Origin of the sequence: Streptomyces sp. NPDC046862, assembly GCF_040704615.1 — a bacterium.
Taxonomy (GTDB): Bacteria; Actinomycetota; Actinomycetes; order Streptomycetales; family Streptomycetaceae; genus Streptomyces.
In genome coordinates, this window is sequence record NZ_JBEYXP010000023.1 from 91,089 (window position 1) to 111,137 (window position 20,049).

The 20,049-nt window shown below is 70.6% G+C and carries 18 protein-coding genes; 12 read left to right on the forward strand and 6 right to left on the reverse strand.

The features are described from left to right. Positions 1 to 9 precede the first annotated feature (9 nt). The 3 genes from AB0959_RS25380 to AB0959_RS25390 form a co-directional block, all read right to left on the reverse strand. On the reverse strand, positions 10 to 831 hold the full coding sequence (locus AB0959_RS25380) for a carbohydrate ABC transporter permease (RefSeq protein ID WP_366828904.1): 822 nt from the start codon (positions 829 to 831) through the stop codon (positions 10 to 12). 29 nt (positions 832 to 860) lie between these two features. Further along, positions 861 to 1,829 (reverse strand): sugar ABC transporter permease, encoded by a 969-nt coding sequence (locus tag AB0959_RS25385; RefSeq protein ID WP_366828831.1) that lies wholly within the window; start codon positions 1,827 to 1,829, stop codon positions 861 to 863. A 212-nt stretch (positions 1,830 to 2,041) separates the two neighbouring features. Then, positions 2,042 to 3,358 carry a sugar ABC transporter substrate-binding protein gene (locus AB0959_RS25390; RefSeq protein WP_366828832.1) on the reverse strand — a complete coding sequence of 439 codons (1,317 nt, stop codon included), beginning with the start codon at positions 3,356 to 3,358 and terminating at the stop codon, positions 2,042 to 2,044. 349 nt (positions 3,359 to 3,707) lie between these two features. On the opposite strand from AB0959_RS25390, the gene AB0959_RS25395 reads away from it, so the two are divergent. From AB0959_RS25395 to AB0959_RS25450, 12 genes are all read left to right on the forward strand, one after another. Beyond that, a complete protein-coding gene (locus tag AB0959_RS25395; RefSeq protein ID WP_366828833.1) occupies positions 3,708 to 4,736 on the forward strand; it encodes a LacI family DNA-binding transcriptional regulator in 1,029 nt (342 codons plus the stop codon). A gap of 142 nt (positions 4,737 to 4,878) precedes the next feature. Beyond that, positions 4,879 to 6,189: a pectate lyase gene (locus AB0959_RS25400; protein ID WP_366828834.1), complete on the forward strand. Its 1,311-nt coding sequence runs from the start codon at positions 4,879 to 4,881 to the stop codon at positions 6,187 to 6,189. Between the two features lie 380 nt (positions 6,190 to 6,569). After that, a complete protein-coding gene (locus AB0959_RS25405) occupies positions 6,570 to 7,256 on the forward strand; it encodes a hypothetical protein (RefSeq protein ID WP_366828835.1) in 687 nt (228 codons plus the stop codon). An 86-nt stretch (positions 7,257 to 7,342) separates the two neighbouring features. Further along, positions 7,343 to 7,936 (forward strand): copper resistance CopC family protein, encoded by a 594-nt coding sequence (locus AB0959_RS25410; protein ID WP_366828836.1) that lies wholly within the window; start codon positions 7,343 to 7,345, stop codon positions 7,934 to 7,936. After that, a complete protein-coding gene (locus AB0959_RS25415) occupies positions 7,926 to 10,055 on the forward strand; it encodes a cytochrome c oxidase assembly protein (protein WP_366828837.1) in 2,130 nt (709 codons plus the stop codon). Before AB0959_RS25410 ends, AB0959_RS25415 begins: the two co-directional genes overlap by 11 nt. Beyond that, positions 10,052 to 10,720 carry a thioredoxin domain-containing protein gene (locus tag AB0959_RS25420; protein ID WP_366828838.1) on the forward strand — a complete coding sequence of 223 codons (669 nt, stop codon included), beginning with the start codon at positions 10,052 to 10,054 and terminating at the stop codon, positions 10,718 to 10,720. The genes AB0959_RS25415 and AB0959_RS25420 overlap by 4 nt, the downstream gene beginning before the upstream one ends. Positions 10,721 to 11,551: 831 nt before the next feature. Then, positions 11,552 to 12,289 (forward strand): DUF1775 domain-containing protein, encoded by a 738-nt coding sequence (locus AB0959_RS25425; protein WP_366828905.1) that lies wholly within the window; start codon positions 11,552 to 11,554, stop codon positions 12,287 to 12,289. Between the two features lie 227 nt (positions 12,290 to 12,516). Continuing rightward, positions 12,517 to 13,284, forward strand: coding sequence for a hypothetical protein (locus tag AB0959_RS25430; RefSeq protein WP_366828839.1), 768 nt, complete (start codon positions 12,517 to 12,519; stop codon positions 13,282 to 13,284). A 119-nt stretch (positions 13,285 to 13,403) separates the two neighbouring features. Continuing rightward, complete coding sequence (locus AB0959_RS25435) at positions 13,404 to 14,057, forward strand: DUF3105 domain-containing protein (protein WP_366828840.1); 654 nt, start codon at positions 13,404 to 13,406, stop codon at positions 14,055 to 14,057. 158 nt (positions 14,058 to 14,215) lie between these two features. Continuing rightward, complete coding sequence (locus AB0959_RS25440) at positions 14,216 to 15,058, forward strand: phytanoyl-CoA dioxygenase family protein (protein WP_366828841.1); 843 nt, start codon at positions 14,216 to 14,218, stop codon at positions 15,056 to 15,058. Then, positions 15,055 to 15,327, forward strand: a complete 273-nt coding sequence (locus AB0959_RS25445; RefSeq protein WP_366828842.1) for a hypothetical protein — start codon at positions 15,055 to 15,057, stop codon at positions 15,325 to 15,327. The genes AB0959_RS25440 and AB0959_RS25445 overlap by 4 nt, the downstream gene beginning before the upstream one ends. Positions 15,328 to 15,342: 15 nt before the next feature. Then, positions 15,343 to 16,149 (forward strand): phosphotransferase, encoded by an 807-nt coding sequence (locus AB0959_RS25450; RefSeq protein ID WP_366828843.1) that lies wholly within the window; start codon positions 15,343 to 15,345, stop codon positions 16,147 to 16,149. Between the two features lie 157 nt (positions 16,150 to 16,306). Here AB0959_RS25450 and AB0959_RS25455 read toward each other — a convergent pair whose 3' ends face one another. The 3 genes from AB0959_RS25455 to dctA all read right to left on the reverse strand — a co-directional run bounded on the left by AB0959_RS25455 (position 16,307) and on the right by dctA (position 19,950). Then, a complete protein-coding gene (locus AB0959_RS25455; protein ID WP_366828844.1) occupies positions 16,307 to 17,389 on the reverse strand; it encodes a tartrate dehydrogenase in 1,083 nt (360 codons plus the stop codon). 159 nt (positions 17,390 to 17,548) lie between these two features. Beyond that, positions 17,549 to 18,445 (reverse strand): LysR family transcriptional regulator, encoded by an 897-nt coding sequence (locus AB0959_RS25460; protein ID WP_366828845.1) that lies wholly within the window; start codon positions 18,443 to 18,445, stop codon positions 17,549 to 17,551. 38 nt (positions 18,446 to 18,483) lie between these two features. After that, entirely contained in the window at positions 18,484 to 19,950 is a 1,467-nt protein-coding gene (gene dctA / locus AB0959_RS25465; RefSeq protein ID WP_366828846.1) for a C4-dicarboxylate transporter DctA, read from the reverse strand. Between the last annotated feature and the right edge of the window lie 99 nt (positions 19,951 to 20,049).

The window sequence follows — 20,049 nt, forward strand, 5'->3', positions numbered from 1 at the left end:
GAGGGCGCTTCAGCCTTTGAGCGCGCCCGACATGAAGCCCCGTATGTAGTGCCGTTGCAGCAGCAGGAAGAGCAGGAGACAGGGCACGGCGAGGACCACCACGCCCGCCTCGGTGGCGCCGTAGTCGACGGCGCCCATGCTCTGCTGCCGCAGGTTCGCGATGGCCAGAGGCAGCGGTGCCTTCTCGCTGTCGGAGATGAGGATCAAGGGGGCGATGAAGTCGTTCCAGGCCGCGAGGAAGGCGAAGAGTCCCACGGTGATCAGCCCCGGTCGCACCGCCGGGAGGAGGACCCGGCGCAGCGCGCCCGCCGTGCCGCAGCCGTCGACGAGCGCCGACTCCTCCAACTCGCGCGGTACCGCCTCGAAGGAGATCCGCATCATGAAGGTGGCGAACGGCAGCTGGAACATGGCCAGTACGAGGCTCAGCCCGATCAGCGAGTTCTGCAGGTGGAGCCTGCCGAGCAGCACGTAGAGCGGGATGAGGAGCGTGGCGTACGGGACCATGAGGATGGCCAGTGTGAGCAGGAACAGCACGTTCTTGCCGGGGAAGTCGAAACGGGCGAACGCGTAGCCGCCCAGCAGCGACACGCCGAGGGTCAGGGCGACGGTCAGCGCGGAGACGACGGTGCTGTTGAGGAGGTACTGCCACAGGCCCGCGTCGTAGTCGAGCAGCGTGCGGTAGTTGCCGAGACCGTAGCCGGATTCCTGCGCGGTGCCTGCCTGTCCGCTGACTGAGGCCCAGGTGTTCCAGAGCAGGGGGAACAGGAAGATGACGGCCAGACCTCCGGCGACGACGTAGTGGGGTGTCCGGCCCAGGGCGCGGGTGAGCACCGTGATGTCCCTTCGTGGAGGGGTGTTGGTCATGACTCGTCGGCGCGGCGCAGACCGCGGAACTGGAGGACGTTGAGCAGGAGCAGCACGGCCAGCACGATGATCGACAGGGCCGCCGCCGTACCGAGGTCGAGCCGCTGGAAGGCCTCCCGGTAGATCAACTGGACGACGGTGACGGTGCTGTTGTCCGGTCCGCCCTTGGTGAGGATGAAGAACTGGTCGAAGGCGAGCAGGGATCCGGTCACACACAGCAGCAGGGTGAGGGCGAGGGACGGGCGCAGCAGCGGCAGCGTGATGGACCGGAAGATCTGGCCGCGGCTCGCGCCGTCCATCCGGGCCGCCTCGTAGACCTCGTGAGGGATGCGCTGCAGTCCCACGAGCAGGATGAGCATGTAGAAGCCGGCGAACTTCCAGACGATGAGGAAGACGGTCGACAGCAGGGCTGACGTCGGCGTGCCGAGGAACGACACGGGGTCGTCGACGAGGCCGAGCTTCTCCAGGATCCGGCTGAGCGGGCCGGTGGTGGGGCTGTACAGCCCCCAGAACAGCAGGGAGGCGGAGGCGAGTCCGAGGGCGCTGGGCAGGAAGTAGACCGTACGGAAGAAGCCGGCGCCCGGGCGTGACTCCTGCACCAGCAGGGCGAGGAGCAGCGCGAGCCCGAGGAGGACGACCGTGACGATCACGGTGTAGAGGAGGGTGAAGCGCACCGCGGGCCAGAAGAGGGTGCTGGCGGTGATGTCGGTGTAGTTCTCGGGCGCGTTGACGCCCCGGTCGCCCGCGAGCAGTGGCCAGTCGCTGAGCGACATCTGTCCGACGAGCAGCAGGGGCAGCACGAAGAAGACCGCGACGAACACGGCCGTGGGAGCCGCGTAGCCGAGGCCCTTGACCTTGCGGGACCGCCACCAACGGGGCGCCGTCGCGCGGGGTGCGCGGGTCCGTCGTTCCGGCCGGGACGATGGGCGTTCGGCCGCCGGCCGGTCGGGCGCCTTCACCTGCATGGGTCTCCTTCGGCTCAGGTCCAAGTGCGGGGGCCCGGTGTACGGTCCAGGGCCCGGCGGGCTCTGCCGCCCCTGGGTCCCGGAGCCCCGTGGCGCACCCCGGACGCCGTACCCCTCGTGCCGTACTCGCCGTGCTGTGGCCCTGGCCCGGGGCCTGCGCCCCGGGCCGGAGCCGTCGTGCCGGATCCCTCGTGCCGGATCTTTCGGGCCGCTCAGTCGGCCAGTGAAGCGCTGACCGCCTCGTTGTCCTTGTCCACGGAGCCTCCGTCGCCGAAGACGGCGTCGCGCATGAGGGTCAGCCAGGGGCCGTTGGGGTCGTTGAAGGTCTGGCCGAACTTCAGCGCGTACGGGGTGCGGCCGTGCGCCACGAGTTCGTTGATCGTGACCAGCCGCGGGTCCGCCTTGGAGTACTTGTTGGACGCCAGATCCGTGCGCGCCACGACGTCCTTGTGCGCGGCGACCACGTCGACCTGGGCCTCGTCGCCCAGGGACCAGGCGAGGAAGTTCCAGGCCTGATCGGCCGACTTGCTGGTCGCGGAGATGCCGATGGCGTCACCGCCGACGAAGGTGGACTTGCCACCGTCGGGTCCCGGGATGGGGGCGACACCGAGGTCGAGGTCCTTGGGCATCAGCCCCAGGGTGGTGGACGGCATGGGCATCACGCCGACCTTGCCCTTCGGGAAGACCCCGGTCCAGGTGGTGCCCGTCTCGTCGCGCGCGCCGGGCGCCACGATGTCGTCCTTCACCCAGCCGCGGTAGGTCTCGTACACCTTCTTCGCGGTGCCGGAGGAGAGTTGGGCCTCGGTTCCGTCCTTGTTGAGTACGTCATCACCGGCTGCCCAGATGGACGGCCACCAGGTGAAGACGCCACAGCCACCGCAGTTGCCGCCGAAGAACGTGCCGTTGACGCCTCCGCCGAGCGCGTCCACGGCCCGCGCCTGCCGGTCCCACTCGCCAAGGGTGGTGGGCGGCTTCTCGGGGTCGAGTTCGGCCTTGCGGTAGAGCTCCTTGTTGTAGAAGAGCACCGACAGATCCAGCGTGTGCGGCACGACGTACTTCTTGCCCTCGTACGTTCCGGCCTTGATGTGCGACTGGGCCAGACTCTCGGCGAACGGCAGGGCGTCGATGCGTGCGGTGATGTCGGCGAAGAGCGCGCTGGAGGTGTAGTTCGGCACGAACACCACGTCGGAGGCGAACAGGTCCGGAAGGTCACGGGAGCCGGCGGCGGCACCGACCTTGGCCTGGTAGTCGTCGGTGGGGATGACGGTCAGCTCGATCTTGTTCTTGTGGCTCGCGTTGTACGCCTTGACGAGGGCCTCGCTCTGCGGCCGGGTCGCCGCACGCGTCCACATCGTCAACTTGGCGCCGTCGTCAACTCCCTTGGCGTCCGCCGCTCCGCTCCCTCCCCCACCGCCAGAGCCGTCCTCGCCCGACCCGCAGGCCGTGGCCAGACTCGCGGCGGCGAGGAGTGCGATGGCGCCGGTGACGAGGCGGCGTAAACGTCCGAACTGTCCGGCCGTGCTCCCCATGGTCGATCCCCCCTTGTGGGCGGCGGGCCCTGGGCAGGCCGGCCGGTCGGGACGATGGATGTGGTGGCACTGAACTCTGCGACGAGGAATCTGACGAACTCTGTGACGGGGTTCGTCACGGGCTCCAGAGAAACGAGTAGCGAAGCGAAGCGACAGAAACGAACCGAAAAGGCTTTCAGAGACGCTAGAACTCGGCTCACCGACCGTCAATCCCCTTGCGGGAAGTGCTTGGAGCCAGGTGCACGAAACCCGTTGGCATGCCGCGACCGAAAGGTTTCCCGTACTGTTTTCCGCGCGGCGTGCCACGCTCGACGGGCGTGGGCACGCGACGCGAGACAGGAGAAGACCCATGGCACAGGCCACCGGCCCCTCTCGTTCGCAACCCGCCACGCTCAGCGACGTCGCCCGGCTGGCGGGCGTGTCCGTCGCCACCGCGTCCAAGGCCCTCAACGGCCGCAGCCAGGTGCGCGCGGAGACCAGACAGCGGGTGATCGAAGCGGCGGAGCGGCTGTCGTTCCGCCCCAACCAGGTGGCCCGTGGCCTGCTGGCCGGGCGGACGGGTACCGTCGGTCTGCTCACCAGCGACCTGGAGGGCCGGTTCAGCATCCCGATCCTCATGGGTGCCGAAGACGCGTTCGGGGCGGGCGAGGTCGCGGTGTTCCTGTGCGACGCCCGGGGGGACGCGATCCGGGAGCAGCACCACGTCCGCGCCCTGCTCGGCCGCCGGGTCGACGGCCTCATCGTGGTGGGCAGCCGGACCGACCCGCGCCCCTCCCTGGGGCGCGAACTGCCCGTGCCCGCCGTCTACGCGTACGCGCCGTCGGAGGACCCGGAGGACCTGTCCATCGTGCCCGACAGCGTCGGCGCGGGCCGGATCGCGGTGGACCATCTGCTCTCCTGTGGCCGCACCCGGATCGCGCACATCACCGGCGACCCCGGGTACCTCGCGGCGCGGGAGCGGGCCGAGGGCGCCCGGGCCGCGCTCGCCGAAGCGGGCCACGCCCTGGTCGGCGAGCCACGGTTCGGGGCGTGGTCGGAGGGCTGGGGGCGGGCGGCCACCGCGATGCTGCTCGACCAGCATCCGGACGTGGACGCCGTGCTGTGCGGCAGCGACCAGATAGCCCGCGGCGTCATGGACGTACTGCGCGAACGCGGCCACCGGGTGCCCGAGGACGTGGCGGTCATGGGCTTCGACAACTGGCGGGTGCTGACCTCCGCCTCCCGCCCGCCGCTGACCAGCGTCGACATGAACCTCGAACAGGTCGGCCGGGCGGCCGCGCACGCGCTGTTCACGGCGATCGGCGGGGCACGGCGCTCGGGTGTCGAGAGCCTGCCCTGCCGGGTGGTGATCCGGGGGTCCACCGCACCGCTGTCCTGAACGGCACGCCTCCAACCCGCCTTGTGCGTCACGACTGTTGAACCGCGAGGGCACAGCTCCTACCGTTGCGCCGGTGACGATGCGTGAATCGATTCACTCGCCCTTACGCAGTCGGCGGCGCGTGGCGTTGCCCGGACACGGGATGCGCGGGCCTGCCCTCGTCGCCGTGCTCTTGGTCACCGTGCTCTCGGTCGCCGTCCTGCTACCGACGACTTCGGCGACCGCGTCCGTGCTCGGGTCCGACACCGCCGGCCCGATCGGCTGGGCTTCCGCCGGCGCGGGCACCACGGGAGGGGCCGGGGCCGCCCCGGAGTCGACCTGGACGGTCTCGACGCGCGCCGAGCTGAAGGAAGCGCTGGCCAACCGCGGCGCTCCCGACGCGCCCAAGATCATCCGCGTCAAAGGAGACATCAACGGCCACGAGGCCGACGACGGCACCCTCCTCGGAGAACAGGACTACGCCCCCGGCTACGACCTGGCCAAGTACATGTCGTGCTTCGGCGAGGACGGCACCGCATGGTCCGACACCCGTTACGACTACTGCAGGCAACAGCGGACCCTGAGGCAGACCGGTTCGAACAAGGAGAAGCAGCAGATCCAGCTGACCGTGCCCAGCAACACCACCCTCATGGGGACGCGAGGCGACGCGCGCCTGCTCGGAGTCTTCCTGACCGTCAACACGGGCACCAACATCATCGTCCGTGACCTCCGACTCGAGGCACCCGTCGACCACTTCACCACCTGGTCTCCTGACGACGGAGAGCAAGGCAACTGGAACGCCCGCTTCGACGCCCTGACCGTGATCACCGGCAGGAACATCTGGGTCGACCACTGCACGTTCACCGACGGCCGCTTCCCGGACCGCGAGGCGCCGGAGGGCTTCCACGGCGAGCGGGTCCAACGGCACGACGGGCTGCTCGACATCGAGGACAGTTCCGACTTCATCACCGTCTCCGACAGCCGGTTCACCGACCACGACAAGGCGGTCCTCATCGGCTCGGGCGACGGGCGGGGCGACCGCGACCGCGGGCACCTGAAGGTGACCTTCGTCCGCAACCTCTTCACCGACATCGCCCAGCGCGCCCCACGCGTCCGCTTCGGGCAGGTCCACCTGGTCAACAACGTGTACCGGGGCCGGGCCCGGAGCACCGTCTACGCGCTCGGCATCGGCCTGGAGTCCGCGATCGTCTCCGAGCGGAACGTCTTCCTCTACGAGGGCCCCGGCGCCCACCCCGCCGTGGCAGTCGCCATCTACGGCGGCACGCGCTTCCGCGACTCGGGCTCCTGGCTGAACGGCCGCCCGGCGGCCCTCAACGCGGCAGCCGCCGCCGAGGCCACGGCCGACTTCACCACCGACACCGGCTGGAACCCGGCCGACGTCTACGCCTACCGCCCCCTGAGATCGGCGGCAGCCGTCCGGTGGCACGTCCTCCACCACTCGGGCCCTCGATGAGCCGGACACTCCGTGGAAAACCGAGGCGACGAGCGACGTCCCTTCCGGACAGGATGCGGTCATGTCTCAGCCGCCGACGTGAGGCCGCCGGGAAGGAAACCCACTGGGCACCGGTCTGGGACGTGATGAGGACGCCGGCCGGACTGCACGGTGCCGAGTATGTGCGGCTCGTCGTCTGGTTCAGCTGATCGCGGCCTCGGTCTCGGTGTCCGACTCCGGTCTGGGTCTCGGTATCCGGCTCCGGCCCACCCTGGCGTGCGGCCGTGGGTGGGGCGGTCGGTACGCTGCCGGGAGTGCGGGACACCTGATCCGGCATCCGGCACCCTCACCGTTCCTCTTCCGTTGCCGCGACGGACCGACTCGCCGAAGGCCCCGAACTGATGCGTACGCACCGCCTGCGAGGAACCGGCTCGCCGGCGTCCGGCGGCCTGCGGGGGCTCAGAGCCGGGGTACTCGCGGTGGTGTGCGTGTTGTTGCCGCTGGCCGGACACGTGCTGTCGCAGGGGCACGCGCCCCAGTGGGTCGTCATGGCCGCCATGGCTGCCGTCGCGCTGCCGGGGGCTGTCTTCCTGACGCGGCATCGGCTGACGGACACCCAGCTGCTGGGTGTGCTCGTCGTCGCGCAGCTGGCCTGTCACGTCGCGTACGCGCTGCCGGGTGCCTGTGCCGTGGTGACGGGGCAGGGCGGCTCGGTGGACGGTCCGCTCCGGCTGATCGAGCACGGCGCGGCCGCCGGGCCGCCTTCCGGTGTGCTGCTCGCCGGTCATCTGGTCACCCTGCTGCTCACCGCTCGTCTGCTGGGCGTCACGGAGCGGCTGTTGTGGCAGAGCACGTCGATCCTGGTGGTCGTGCGGCGTCTGCTGCTGTTCCTCTGGCCACTGTTCGGTGGCCCGCACGGAACCGGTCCGCAGGTCGTGGTCCGCGAGAGTTCCTCGCCACTGGTGTCGCTGCCGCTGGTGCGGCTGCACGGGGGCAGGGCGCCGCCGCGCCGCGCGCAGGGACCGTTCGTCCTTCTCCCGTTCGTCCTTCTCCGGCCTACGCCGATCGGCACTCTCCACCCGCTCTGACGGGGTGACGGGAGGGCCGCCCGGCAAGCCGGTCCTCCTCGTCCCGTCGGCTCGGGCCGACGGGTGTCCCAGAGAGTTCTCGCATCGTGCACGTCACTGACCGACGTGCCGTCCGTACGGCGGCACGTGTCCTTGTTCTGCCCACAGCCCTGGCGGCTCTCGCCGTCCCCGCCCCTCCGGCCGCTGCCCACACCGGGCTCGACACCAGCAGCCCGGGGGCGAACGCCACACTCGCCGGACTGCCACCGCGCGTCACGCTGACCTTCAGCGACTCGATGACCGAGAGGTACGCCAAGGTCGCCGTCACCGGCCCCGACGGCACGTCGGCCGCCGCAGGCGAGCCTCAGGTCTCTGGGAAGACGGTCACCCTCGCGCTGGCTCCGGCCCGGTCCGCCGGGCGCTACACGGTGGGTTACCGAGTCGTCTCCGCCGATGGCCATCCGGTCTCGGGGGCGTACTCCTTCACGGTCAAGGCCGCCGATACCTCCGGTCCATCGCCTCGCGTGACGGAGTCGGACCGTGCGGCGGCTCCTCGCGCCGCCGAGAGGTCCGCGCCGGACAGGGCCGGCGGGGAGTCCGGCGGCTCGGGCGTTCCCGTTCTCGCAGCGATGGGTGTGCTGGTCCTGGCGCTCGTGGGGGCGTTCGTCGCGCGCCGGAAGCGAGCGCGTCATGACCAGTGAGACCAGGACCGGGACCACAACCGCCACCGGAGCCAGGACCAGGACCAGGACCAGGACCAGGCGACTGCCTCCGTTGCCGCTCGTGCTGGCCGGATCGGTCGGGCTCGCCGTCGCCGTCGCCGCGATCGCCGTATGGGCCGGTGGCGGAGCCGTTACCGCGATCCCCGGCATCCCTGACGCCGGAGCGCTCACCGCCTGGGGCCTGCCGGCCGCCCGTACCGTCACCAACGCGGCCGCCACGGCGACGGTGGGCGCGTTGCTGCTGGTCGCCGTGCTGCTGCCGGGCGGCAGGAGGCTCGGCCCGGCCCAACTGCGCTATCTCACCTGGGCGGCTGCCGCAGCCGCGCTGTGGGCCGTGGCGTCGGCCGCCACGCTCGCCTTCCTGCTCTCGGACCTGTTCGCCCAGCCGGTCACCGGAGTCCTCTCCCTCGCCGTGCTGGCGGACTTCGTCGTCACGGACGCGCAGGGCCGTTCATACGCGCTGATGACGGGCGCCGCCGGCGTGATCGCGACGCTCGGCGTGGGGATCGGAACGGCCCGCTGGGCCCGACTGGCTCTCGTCGTCGCGCTGGCCGGGCTCCTGCCGCCCGCGTTCACCGGGCACTCCTCGGCGGCGGGCAACCATGACGCCGCGGTCACCAGCCTCGCCCTTCACCTGCTCGGTGTCGCGGTGTGGGTCGGCGGGCTGGTCTTCGTCCTGGTCGTGGTCGCGCGCCGGGAGGAGCGGGCGCCGGACGCGGTGCGGCGTTTCAGTCCGCTCGCCACGGGGGCGCTGCTCGCGGTCGCCGCCAGCGGCATCGTCAACGTCGCGGTCCGACTGCCCTCCCTGGGGGACCTGTTCACCAGCCGGTACGGGCTGATGGTCCTCGCCAAGACGTTGGCGCTCGCGGCTCTGTGCGGCATCGGCTGGTGGCACCGGCACCGTACGCTGCCCGCTCTGAAGGACGGCGAGTGGCGCGGGTTCGTCCGTCTCGCCGCCGGTGAACTCCTGCTCATGGCGGCGGCCGTCGGCCTCGCCGTGGGGCTGTCCCGCACGCCCGCCCCCGGCGCCGGTGACGCCTCCGTCTCGACCACCGAGGAACTGCTGGGCTTCCCCGTGCCGCCGCCGCTCGGCGACTTCCCGTGGACTCCGCTGTTCACCCAGTGGCACTTCGACCCCCTGTTCGCCTTCGGCACGGCCGCCGCGGCGCTGCTGTACCTGTCAGGAGTACGGAAGTTGCGTGCCCGGGGCGACAGGTGGCCCGTCGGGCGGACGATCTCATGGCTGCTGGGCCTCGCGGTGACCGTGTTCGCCACGATGAGCGGGCTGGCGGTATACGGCAAGGTGCTGTTCAGCGTGCACATGGGCCAGCACATGGTCCTGGCGATGACGGTGCCGATCCTGCTCGTCCTGGGTGCCCCCGCCACGCTCGCGCTACGTGCCCTGCCCGCCGCTGCGAAGGGAGAGCCGGCCGGCCCGCGGGAGATGCTGCTCAAGTTGCTGCACAGCCGCTACGTCAAGGTCGTCTCGCATCCGGCCGTGGCGGGCCTGCTGTTCATCGGCAGCGCCTTCGCCGTCTACTACACCTCGCTGTTCGAGACACTGATGCGCAGCCACCTCGGGCACCTGGTCATGCTGGTGCACTTCCTCGTCGCAGGGCTGCTGTTCTTCTGGGTCGTCATCGGTATCGACCCGGGGCCGCGCCGTCCCCCGCATCTGGGACGGCTGTTCGTGCTGATCCTGACGATGCCGTTCCACTCGTGGTTCAGCATCTCGCTGATGAGCTCCAGCGACCTGCTGGGCGAGGGCTGGTGGTCACTGCTTGACCGGCCCTGGGTCACGGACGCGATGGACGACCAGTACAACGCCGGGGCCATCGCCTGGGCCACCGGTGACATCCCCGTTCTCATCACCACGATCATCCTGGCCGTCCAGTGGGTCCGCTCCGACCAGCGCGAAGCCCGCCGTGTCGACCGGCAGATCGACCGCGGCGACGGCAACGACCCGCTCGCCGCCTACAACGCCTACCTGGCGAGCCTGCACGCCCGGGACCGACGCCCCATGTACCCCGCGACCCCGTCCCGGACCTCGACCTCGACCCCGCCCCCGCATACGACCACGCCCAGCGAGGAATCGTGAAGAAGCTCAGGAAACACCTTGCCGTGGCCGCGGTGATCGTGGCTGTGTTCGCTGCGGCACTAGGCGCGTTCGTGCTGTTCTCCCCCGACGACCGCGACGCCGGTGGCGTGAACGTGCAGCCGGCGGCCGAGGCGCTGACCGTCCGCGACGACAGCCACCGCCTCACCGACCCGGAGAGGAGCGAGCTGACGATCGTCGAGTTCCTCGACTTCGAGTGCGAGGCGTGCGGGGTGACGTACCCGGTGGTGGAGAAGCTGCGCGAGGAGTACGGCGACCGGGTCACCTTCGTCGCCCGCTACTTCCCCATGCCCGGCCATCGCAACGGCGAACTCGCCGCGCGTACCGCCGAGGCCGCCGCGCGCCAGGGCAGGTTCGAGGACATGTACACCAAGCTCTTCGACACCCAGAAGGAGTGGGGCGAGTCGCAGGACTGGAAGGAGTCCGTCTTCCGCGGCTACGCGAAGGAACTCGGCCTGGACATGGACCGGTTCGACGCCGACCTCGCCGATCCGGAGGCCGCCGGACGCGTCCAGGACGACCAGCGCGACGGACTCGGCCTGGGCGTGCGGGGCACCCCGACCTTCTTCGTCGACGGAACCATGATCCCGACACCCGCCTCCTACGAGGTGTTCAAGGCACTCATCGACGACCGGCTGTCCAAGTGACCGTGTGAACAGCCATGCACGACCCGACGTATACGACAAGGTGAAAGCCCGTGACCTCCGCCAGCCGGACGCCTGATCGTGCGGCGTCCGTGATCGTGCACGAGGGACGTGCGGGGCCGGGCCGGGGCAGCCGTACGGGAACGTGGGCGCGGGCCGGGGTGTTCGCCGTGCTCGGCACCGTGCTCGCGACCTTCGGGCATCACGCAGTCTCCGAAGGCGTAGTGCCCTGGCGGCTGGTGGGCACGGCGATCGTGGCCCAGTTCGCCGCGGTCTGGCCGCTCGCGTGCCGCCGCTACACGCCCACCGCGACCGTCGCGTTCACCCTGGCGACGCAGGGCATGCTGCATCTCGCACTGTCCTACGCGGACGGCGACGCGCCGACCGTGGGGCCGTGGCACGCGACGCACGCCGGGCATCCGGCTGCCGCGGCGGGAGACGGCCATGCCTGGCATCACGCCGGAGCGGCGATGACGACCGTCCACGCGGTCGCCGCGCTCGTCGTGGCGTGGCTGCTGCACCGCGCGGACGCACGGATGTCGGCAGCGCTCGGCACGCTGCGCACTCTGGCCCGGGCGGTCACTGCCGCCCTGGCCCAGGTGCTGCCGCGGCCTGTGGTCGGCGTCGATCCGCTGCTGCCGACGCTGTTCGGCCGGAGGTCGGGCGCGTTCCGCGAGGTCGCGGTGCGGGCACGGGAGGCGCTTCTGGAACACGTGGTGGTGCGCAGGGGACCACCACGGCGGGAGCGCCTTTCGGTTCGTCACGGTCCCGGCGTCCGCGGGACCGGCTCTTCCCGTACCAGCAAGGAGTCCCCCTGTGTCCGTGTCCATGTCCATGTCCACGCGTCCGGTGGCCCGCGTCGGCCGTCGTGTCGCTCTCGCCGGTGCTGCCGCTCTGACGGCCACGCTCGCCCTGGCCGCACCCGCCGCCGCACACGCGGAGGTCGAGGCCGACAAGCCCCAGGCCCTCGCCAAGGACGTCACTCTCACCTTCGTGTCCGAGGCCGAGTCCGAGTCGGCGGGCTTCACCGAACTGCGCGTGGTACTGCCCGAAGGCATCGCTCCTGCGGACGTGACGCTCGGCGAGGCCCCCAAGGGCTGGAAACTGAAGGCCACCAGCGAGGGGTACACCATCGGCGGGCCGGCCCTGAAAGCCGGTGTCGACGCCGAGCACCAGATCAAGGTCCGGCAGCTCCCGGACGCCGAGGAGATCGCGTTCAAGACCGTCGAGACCTACAGCGACGGCGAGGTCTCCCGCTGGATCGAGCTGCCCACCGGCGGCGACGAGCCCGAACAGCCCGCACCGGCCCTGAAGTTGAAGGCCGCTGCCCCCGGCGCCAAGCCGGACGGCCCCAGCGCCGGCCCGACGAAGAACGAGCAGGCCGCCCCGGCCCCGTCGGCCGGCGAGCCGACCGCTGAGGCCACGGACTCCAAGCCCGACGCCAAGGCCGCCGAGGACGACGAGGGCAGCTCCGCAGGCCTGGTCGTCGGTGGGGCGGTCGTGGCACTGGCCGTCCTCGGCGGCGGTGCGTGGTGGCTGGTGAAGCGGCGCACCGCATCGTCACAGAGCTGACGCGGCAGGGGGTGGGCCGGCCGGGACGGTCGGCCCACCCCGCAGTCGATTGCCGCCGTCGTGCCGCCGGGCGACAGCGGCGGACATGCGGATAGCTCACAGGAGCTGCGCAGCGGCCAGGCCAGGCCAGGTCCGCCGCGAGGTTCAGAGCGGCCATGGCGGGGGCGTCGTGGTGCCACGCGGGCGGCAGTCGGCAGTGACCCTCCCAGACCGTCCGCGCCTCAGTGGTGTCGAGCCAGACCGGCAGAAGTGCCTGCGCGACCGCGAGGGCCCCGGCCGTCGTACGCGCCGAGCAGAGCGCGAACGCGGCGAACACGGCGAACACGGCCAGGAACGGCACGCACGCCGATAGACCCACCGCCGGGAGCGAGACCGGCGAGTCACCCGTCGCATGGTGCGGACCGGCCGTCGGCGCGCTGCTGAAGGCCTCGATGACGGCCGCCCGCAGGGCGCTGCGCCTCACGGCGCGGTCCCGATCGCGTGACCGGAGAAGCCGCGGGCGCACCATCAACGACCGCATAGGATCAGCGGTGATGAGGAGTCAGGCCGAGCACACGACCCGCGCAGCGTGGAGACCCACGCGGATCGCGACGCTCTGCTCCGCCCTGCTCGTACTCCTCGCCACGCTGGTCGTGTGTCTGGTCTCCGTGTCCCTGTCCCACGGCGCCGGCGGACCAGTCGGCGCCTCGACCGCGTCGCGGGAGTCGATGGGGCCGATGGAGCCGACGCCCGTCGACGCGGTTCCGGCGGACTTCCCGACTCGTCACCACGGGCCGACGGGCGCCCATTCGGTCGGCTGTCCGTACGGCGACGTCTGCTGCGCCCCGGCCGCCGACAGGGCGCGGGCCGTGCTCGCCGTTCCCGGCCGGCCGATGCCGGCGGTCCTGTCCCGCGTGCCGAACCCGCCCGTGCCGGGCATCTCCTCGCGGTGCGCCGAACCCGCGCCGAGCGGCGTCGCTCCCGACCTCCACGTCCTCCAGGTGCAACGGACCTAGACGACCCCCACGGCACCGTGCGCTCGCGCGTGCGGGCGGCCGTGCTCGTCCCTCCACCAGTCCCCCGCACCCACCGCCGCGCGGCGCCACCGCCCGACGGAGACGAGGAACACACAACCATGAGCAAGACCAGCAAGAAAGCGGCGTCCGCTGCACGGCGGGCCAAGATCGAGGAGATGCGCCGCGCCGAGAAGGTCCGCGAGCGCCGTAACCGCGTCCTCACCATCACCCTCAGCACGGTCATCGTCGCCGGACTGGTCGGCTGGGGCGGGTACGCACTCACCAGCGCCAACGAGAAGGACGAGCAGCAGGCCGCCGAGGCGAAGAAGCCGGTGCGCGGCGAGAAGACGTGGGAGAAGAAGAAGCTCACCCAGAACCACGTCCAGGGCGCCGTCGACTACCCGATGAACCCGCCCGTCGGCGGCGACCACAACCAGGCGTGGATGACCTGCGACGGCACCGTCTACACCAAGGCCATCGGCAAGGAGAACGCCGTCCACTCCCTCGAACACGGCGCGGTGTGGATCACGTACAACGACAAGGCCGCCGAGGCCGACATCAAGACGCTGGGCGACAAGGTCTCCCGGACCCCGTACACGCTGATGAGCCCGGACAAGGACCAGTCCGGTCCCATCATGCTGTCGGCCTGGGGCATACAGCTCAGCGTGTCCAAGGCGTCCGACTCCCGTGTCGAGCAGTTCCTGTCCAAGTACGTCCAAGGAGCGCAGACGCCCGAGCCGGGCGCCGCCTGTACGGGCGGTCTGACCGCCTGACGAGGCGGCCGCGCGGTCCGTGGGTTCCGTGGGGTCTTCCTTCCGGCCGACGCCGGGCCCCACGGCTCGCGGACCGTGGGAGGCTGTGGTGAGAAACCACCAGCAGTGGTGAACCGTGCCCACGCGCCGCTCCGGCGTCGCCACCTACCGTCGAGGTCATGACGAACAGCAGCCCACCACTGCTGAGTTCCCAGCAGATGGCACGCTTCGCAGCCTTTGGTTCACTGCGCCTGGACGGAATCGTCCCCCAGGAGATGAACGAGGAGGCGCTTCCCTTCCTTGCCGCCGGAGTGCCGGGCGTCCCGTACGGGATCCCTGTGCCCGAGGCCTACCCGGCGGACTCCTTCCCCCGCCGACTCCTCCGGATCCCCGAGGTGGCAGGCGCTCTGCACAGCCTCGTCGGACCGGACCCGCGCGTCGACCACCACGCCGTCCACATCCGCGGGGCGAAGGAGGGCAGCGCCCAGCCGCTGCACGGGGACGCGATCATCGACGTGCGCGCCCAGGCCTTCGACGTACAGCTCATGTACTACCCGCAGGACGTGACCCTGGAGATGGGCGGCACGTTGAGCGTGCCCGGCAGCCATCTGCGCCGCACGAACGAGACCGACACCGGGCGCTACCAGAACCTGCTGGGCCAGAGCCGTCTCGTCTGCCCGGCCGGCACGGTGGTGTTCGTGCACCACGGACTCTGGCACGGCGGCAGGCGCAACGACAGCGACACCGTGCGCTACATGTTCAAGATCCGCTTCAACCCGACCGTGCGCCAGCGGCTCCTCTGGGACACCTCCGACCTGCACTCGCCCGAGGTACGTGAGGAACTCACCCGCACCTTTCCCTGGTACGAACAGGCCACCGGGCGGCTGGAGATCTACAACCGGGCGTTGCTCTGGCGCCAGTTGACCGGCGCCGACGACTTCGACCTCGACCACTGGGTGACCCGCGTGACCAACCAGCCGACCGCTGTCGCCGCCGACCGCTCCGGAGACGAAACCTCATGACCACACGTCAGCGCGTGCTCGTCCTCTATCTGGCGACCTCCGCTCTCGACAGCAAGGTGGTGGGCTGGTCCCGGTACGACGGCACCGGCCGCACCAATCCCACGGCGGGCGACAGCGACGAGCCGCCCTACGCGACCGGCCTGGACGCCCTCCTCGACGGCTGGCGCCTCATCCAGGCGTCCCAACTGCTGCCGCCCTCCCCCGGCCACGAGTACGACGTGTCGTTCCTCAAGCACGAGTTCTTCTTCGAGCAGCTGGTCGAGGTGTAGGAACATCATGACCACTTGTCCGCGGCCCAGGAGGAGTTCGTGCCCAACGGCCCCCAGGAAGTGCCCCTGACCGGAGGGCGCGTCACGGAAGGGGTGGTCCGGGTCGCGGACACCGTACGCCGGCCGTCAACAGCGGCCTCCCCCTTCGTCTCGGCCCTTCTCGCCCACCTCGAACAGCGCGGGTTCGCGGGCTCCCCGCGCCACCTGGGCACCGACGAGGAGGGCCGCGATGTTCTCAGCTACATCCCCGGGTGGGTGCCCGCCAGGTTCCGTCGCTGGGCCGATCCGCAGATCGCCGCGGCCGGCGGCCTGCTGCGGGAGCTGCATGAAGCCACCCGCACCAGCGGCCTGACCGGCACGCATCCTGTCGTCTGCCACCACGACCCGGGCCCCAACAACGTCGTCTTCCACGACGACCGGCCCGTCGCGTTCATCGACTTCGACACCGCGGCGCCCGGTGACCCTCTGGAGGACCTCGGCTACATGGCCTGGACCTGGTGCGTTTCCTCACGGCCCGACAGAGGGCCCGTCGGTGTTCAGGCCGCTCAGGTACGGCTGCTCGCCGACTCCTACGGTCTCGCTCCGCAGGACCGCGTCCGCCTGATCGACGCGATGCTTGACCGTCAGGTCCGTAACGCCCTCTGGTGGCGGGGACACCTTCACGGGCCCCGGCCGCACGGAGTCGGCGATGACGAGATCGCCGCCCGAGTCGCCTGGTCCGAGCGGGAGCACGACCACACGGCCGCTCATCGCGCCGAGTTCGCCGCGACGTTGCGACGCCGCGGCGTTACGGCGTTGCGGTCCGAGCTCCGCGGGAGGTGAAGGACCGCTCCAGCACAGCGTGCCGGGCCCGGAGCGACAGTGGCTCGTGGGCCCGGCACGGAGGGTGGCCGCCCGTCTCGGTGGGCGGCCCGTCCCGGCCCGTCGGCGCGACATGGGAACAGGCAGGGACGTCCGGGGGGGGTGACCTCCTCGACGGTCAGACCTGGAGCGCGTCGATGAGGGCCTTGGTGACATCCTCGGTGGTGGCGGTACCGCCGACGTCGCGGGTGAGGATGCCGGCGCCCGTGGTGGCCTCGATCGCCTTGTGCAGGCGGGCCGCCTGGTCGGGGAGGCCGAAGTGCTCCAGCATCAGGGCGGCGCTGCCGACGGCGCCGACGGGGTTGGCGAGTCCCTGGCCCGCGATGTCCGGGGCGGAGCCGTGGACCGGCTCGAACATGCTGGGGAACCGGCGTTCGGGGTTGAGGTTCGCGCTGGCGGCGAGGCCGAGGCTGCCGGCGAGGGCGCTGCCGAGGTCGGAGAGGATGTCGGCGTTGAGGTTGGAGGCGACGACGACGGAGAGGTCCTCGGGGCGCAGGACGAACTTCGCGGACATCGCGTCGACCAGCACGCTCTCCGTCTCCACGTCCGGGTAGTCGGCGGCGACCCGCTTGAAGACGTCGTCCCACAGGACCATGCCGTACTGCTGCGCGTTGCTCTTGGTGACGGACGAGACCTTGCGGCGCGTGCGCGTACGGGCCAGGTCGAAGGCGAAGCGCATGATGCGCTCGCAGCCCACCTCGGTGAACAGGGCCGACTGCACGGCGATCTCGCCGCCCTGTCCGCGGCCGGAGAGGTTGCGGCCGCCGAGACCCGCGTACTCGCCCTCGCTGTTCTCGCGGACGACGACCCAGTCCAGTTCGGTGTCGTCGGCCTTGCGCAGCGGGCTGGTGACACCGGGCAGGAAGTGCACGGGGCGGACGTTGGCCCACTGGTCGAAGCTCTGGCAGATCCTCAGCCGCAGGCCCCACAGGCTGATGTGGTCGGGGACGTTCGGCCAGCCGACGGCGCCGAAGTAGATGGCGTCGAAGTCCTTGAGCTGCTCCAGGCCGTCGTCGTCCATCATCCTGCCGGTCCGCTCGTAGAACTCGCAGCCCCAGGGGAACTCCTGCCAGTCGAAGGCGAAGGCCCCGTGCGAGTCGGCGGCCAGCGCGTCCAGTACGGCGCGGCCCGCGGCGACGACCTCGGCGCCGACGCCGTCGGCGGGGATGGCTGCGATACGGAAGGTGCGGGTTGCGGTCACAGGGGCCTCCGGGGGCGTTCTCCGGCGTCTTCTCCGACGTCGTGTTCGACGCCTCCGAGTCAACCCAGCGGGCCGGTGTCCCGTCCAAGACCAGCTTTCGATACGGCGTATAGGCGGAGCCGATCGATGCGACTGCTACGGCTACGGCTACGGCTACGGCTACGGCGAGCCTTTGCGTCGGGCGTACGACCGGGTCAGTTCCAGGAACGCGCGGGCGCCCGGAGTGAGGTGGGCGGGCAGACTGATCATGGCGACATGGAGGTGGGCCGTGGGCTCGATGGATGCCACGGCGGCACCGCAGCGCCGGGCGAGCCGCGTCCAGGAGGCGGGCAGGACGGCGAGGCCGACGCCGCTCAGCACGAGGGGAAGGATGGAGGTGCGGTGGTCGACGACGGCGACGATGTCGGTGCCGGTGGTCTGCGCGGTGATGTCGTCCACGATGGTGCGCATCAGACTGCCCGGCCGGGAGGCGATCAGCTTGTGCCCGCCGAGGTCCTCCGGGCGCAACGTGGCGCCGTCCACGAGGTCGCCGCCGGGCGGGGCCACGACGACGAACGGCTGCTCCTCCAGGGGCAGCACGTCGATGCCGGGCACCGCGACCGGGCTGGCCGCGCCGAGCAGCCCCAGCTCGCAGGCGCCACTGCGGACGAGCTCCACCGCGTCATCGGGTGTGAAGGCGGCCCGGCTGCTGACGGTGACGGACGGGTGCAGTTCGTTGAAGCGCTGGATCAGCGTGGTCAGCGGCTCGATGCCGGGTGAGGGCATGGCGGCGACCTCGATGGTGCCGCCGTGCAGCCCGGAGAGCGCGGTTGCCCTGTCCCGTACGGCCGCCAGGTCGCGCAGCACGCGGCGGCTCGGTTCGAGGAGTTCCGCGCCGGCCTCGCTGAGCACCACCCCGCGGCCCATACGGTGGAACAGCGAGACGCCCAGATCCGCTTCCAGGTTCGCCATGGCCTGCGAGAGCGACGGCTGCGCCACGTGGAGCGCGGCGGCGGCCTTGCTGAATCCGCCGTGCTCCACGATGGCGAGGAAGTATTCGAGCTGCCGGGCGTCCACCAGGCGGACCCTATCGTTCTCAATCGTTCCTTATCGTTCTACGGCTTGACGGGGACCGCCCGGTTCTCCTCGGCCGGTCGCGCGGACGGCAGAGCGACCTCGTCCGCACGGGCGGCGGGTACGTCGACTCGCTCGCCCCTTTCCTCCCGCTTCTCCTGACCCTCCTGGTTTCCCGTTTCCTCCCGCTTCTCCGCTTCCTCCCGTATCTCACCGGACAGCACCCGGCGGGCTCGCGTCAGATCGAGGCCGTTCTCCCAGCGGGCGATGAAGAGGGCCGCGACCGCGTTGCCGTAGAAGTTGACCAGCGCCCGGCACTCCGACATGAACTTGTCGATGCCGAAGACGAGCATGATCCCGGCGGCGGGCACGTGGCCGACGGTCGACAGCGTCGCGGTCAGGGCGATGAAGCCGCCGCCCGCGACCCCGGCCGCTCCCTTGGAGGTCAGCAGCATCACCGCAAGCAGGCCGAGCTGCTGGCCGATGGACAGCGGGGTGTCGGTGGCCTGGGCGATGTAGAGAGTGGCCAGGGAGAGGTAGATCGCGGCGCCGTCGAGGTTGAAGCTGTAGCCGGTCGGCACGACCAGGCGGACCGTGGACTTCTCGGCGCCCATGAACTCCAGCTTGCGCATCAGGCCCGGCAGGGCCGGCTCGGCGGTCGACGTGCCGAGGATCAGGACGAACTCCTCCTTGAAGTAGCGCAGGAGCTGGAAGATGTTCAGCCGCACGAACGCCGCGAGCACCGTTCCGAGCACGACCACCACGAACAGGACAGAGGTGACGTAGAAGAGCAGGATCAGCGAGCCGAGGCTGGTCAGCGTCGACAGGCCGAACTTCCCGATGGCGTAGGACATCGCCCCGAAGGCACCCAGCGGAGCCACCTTCATCACGAAGGAAAGCACCTTGAACACCACTTCGGTCAGGCGGTTGACGCCGGCGATGATCGGTTCGCCCGCCTTGCCGACGGACTTCAGCGCGACTCCGAAGATCACCGCGAGGAAGATCACCTGCAGGATGTCGCCCTCGACGAACGCGCCGAAGACACTGTTGGGCACGATGCCGGTGAGGAACTCCCACCAGTGCTGGTGCTCCCCCGTCCTGATGTACTGACCGGCGTCACCCGAGACGTCCAGTCGCGAGGGATCGGCGTGCACGCCGTCACCGAGCCGGAAGACGTTGATCGCGACGAGCCCCGCGGCCAGGGCGACGATGGTGCCCAGCTGGAAGTACGTCAGCGCCTTGATCCCGGTGCGGCCCACCTTCTTCAGGTCCGCCACTCCGGCCACGCCGCCGATGATGGTCAGGAACACGATCGGCCCGATGAGCATCTTCATCGCGGTGATGAACGTGGTGCCGATCGGCTCCATCGACGTGGCCAGATCCGGCCACCGCCACCCGAGCACGATCCCGATGACGATCGCCACCAGCACCTGCACGTACAGCTGCCGGTACCACGGCTTCTTCCGCACCGCGCTGTCGCCTGCGGCTTGCTTCGGGGCATGCGTCATTGCAACCTCCGGCCTTGAAGACCCGTACGACACCGGATCCCGGCCGGTCGTCGCACCACTCACCGGCTCAGTGAAGCGAGTCACGGATGGCGAGGTCCA

Bases quoted from the DNA above. Each gene is read 5' to 3' on its own strand.
- AB0959_RS25385 (WP_366828831.1), bottom strand. From the start codon at position 1,829: ATGCAGGTGAAGGCGCCCGACCGGCCGGCGGCCGAACGCCCATCGTCC.
- AB0959_RS25390 (WP_366828832.1), bottom strand. From the start codon at position 3,358: ATGGGGAGCACGGCCGGACAGTTCGGACGTTTACGCCGCCTCGTCACC.
- AB0959_RS25395 (WP_366828833.1), top strand. From the start codon at position 3,708: ATGGCACAGGCCACCGGCCCCTCTCGTTCGCAACCCGCCACGCTCAGC.
- AB0959_RS25400 (WP_366828834.1), top strand. From the start codon at position 4,879: ATGCGCGGGCCTGCCCTCGTCGCCGTGCTCTTGGTCACCGTGCTCTCG.
- AB0959_RS25405 (WP_366828835.1), top strand. From the start codon at position 6,570: ATGCGTACGCACCGCCTGCGAGGAACCGGCTCGCCGGCGTCCGGCGGC.
- AB0959_RS25415 (WP_366828837.1), top strand. From the start codon at position 7,926: ATGACCAGTGAGACCAGGACCGGGACCACAACCGCCACCGGAGCCAGG.
- AB0959_RS25425 (WP_366828905.1), top strand. From the start codon at position 11,552: ATGTCCACGCGTCCGGTGGCCCGCGTCGGCCGTCGTGTCGCTCTCGCC.
- AB0959_RS25435 (WP_366828840.1), top strand. From the start codon at position 13,404: ATGAGCAAGACCAGCAAGAAAGCGGCGTCCGCTGCACGGCGGGCCAAG.
- AB0959_RS25440 (WP_366828841.1), top strand. From the start codon at position 14,216: ATGACGAACAGCAGCCCACCACTGCTGAGTTCCCAGCAGATGGCACGC.
- AB0959_RS25445 (WP_366828842.1), top strand. From the start codon at position 15,055: ATGACCACACGTCAGCGCGTGCTCGTCCTCTATCTGGCGACCTCCGCT.
- dctA (WP_366828846.1), bottom strand. From the start codon at position 19,950: ATGACGCATGCCCCGAAGCAAGCCGCAGGCGACAGCGCGGTGCGGAAG.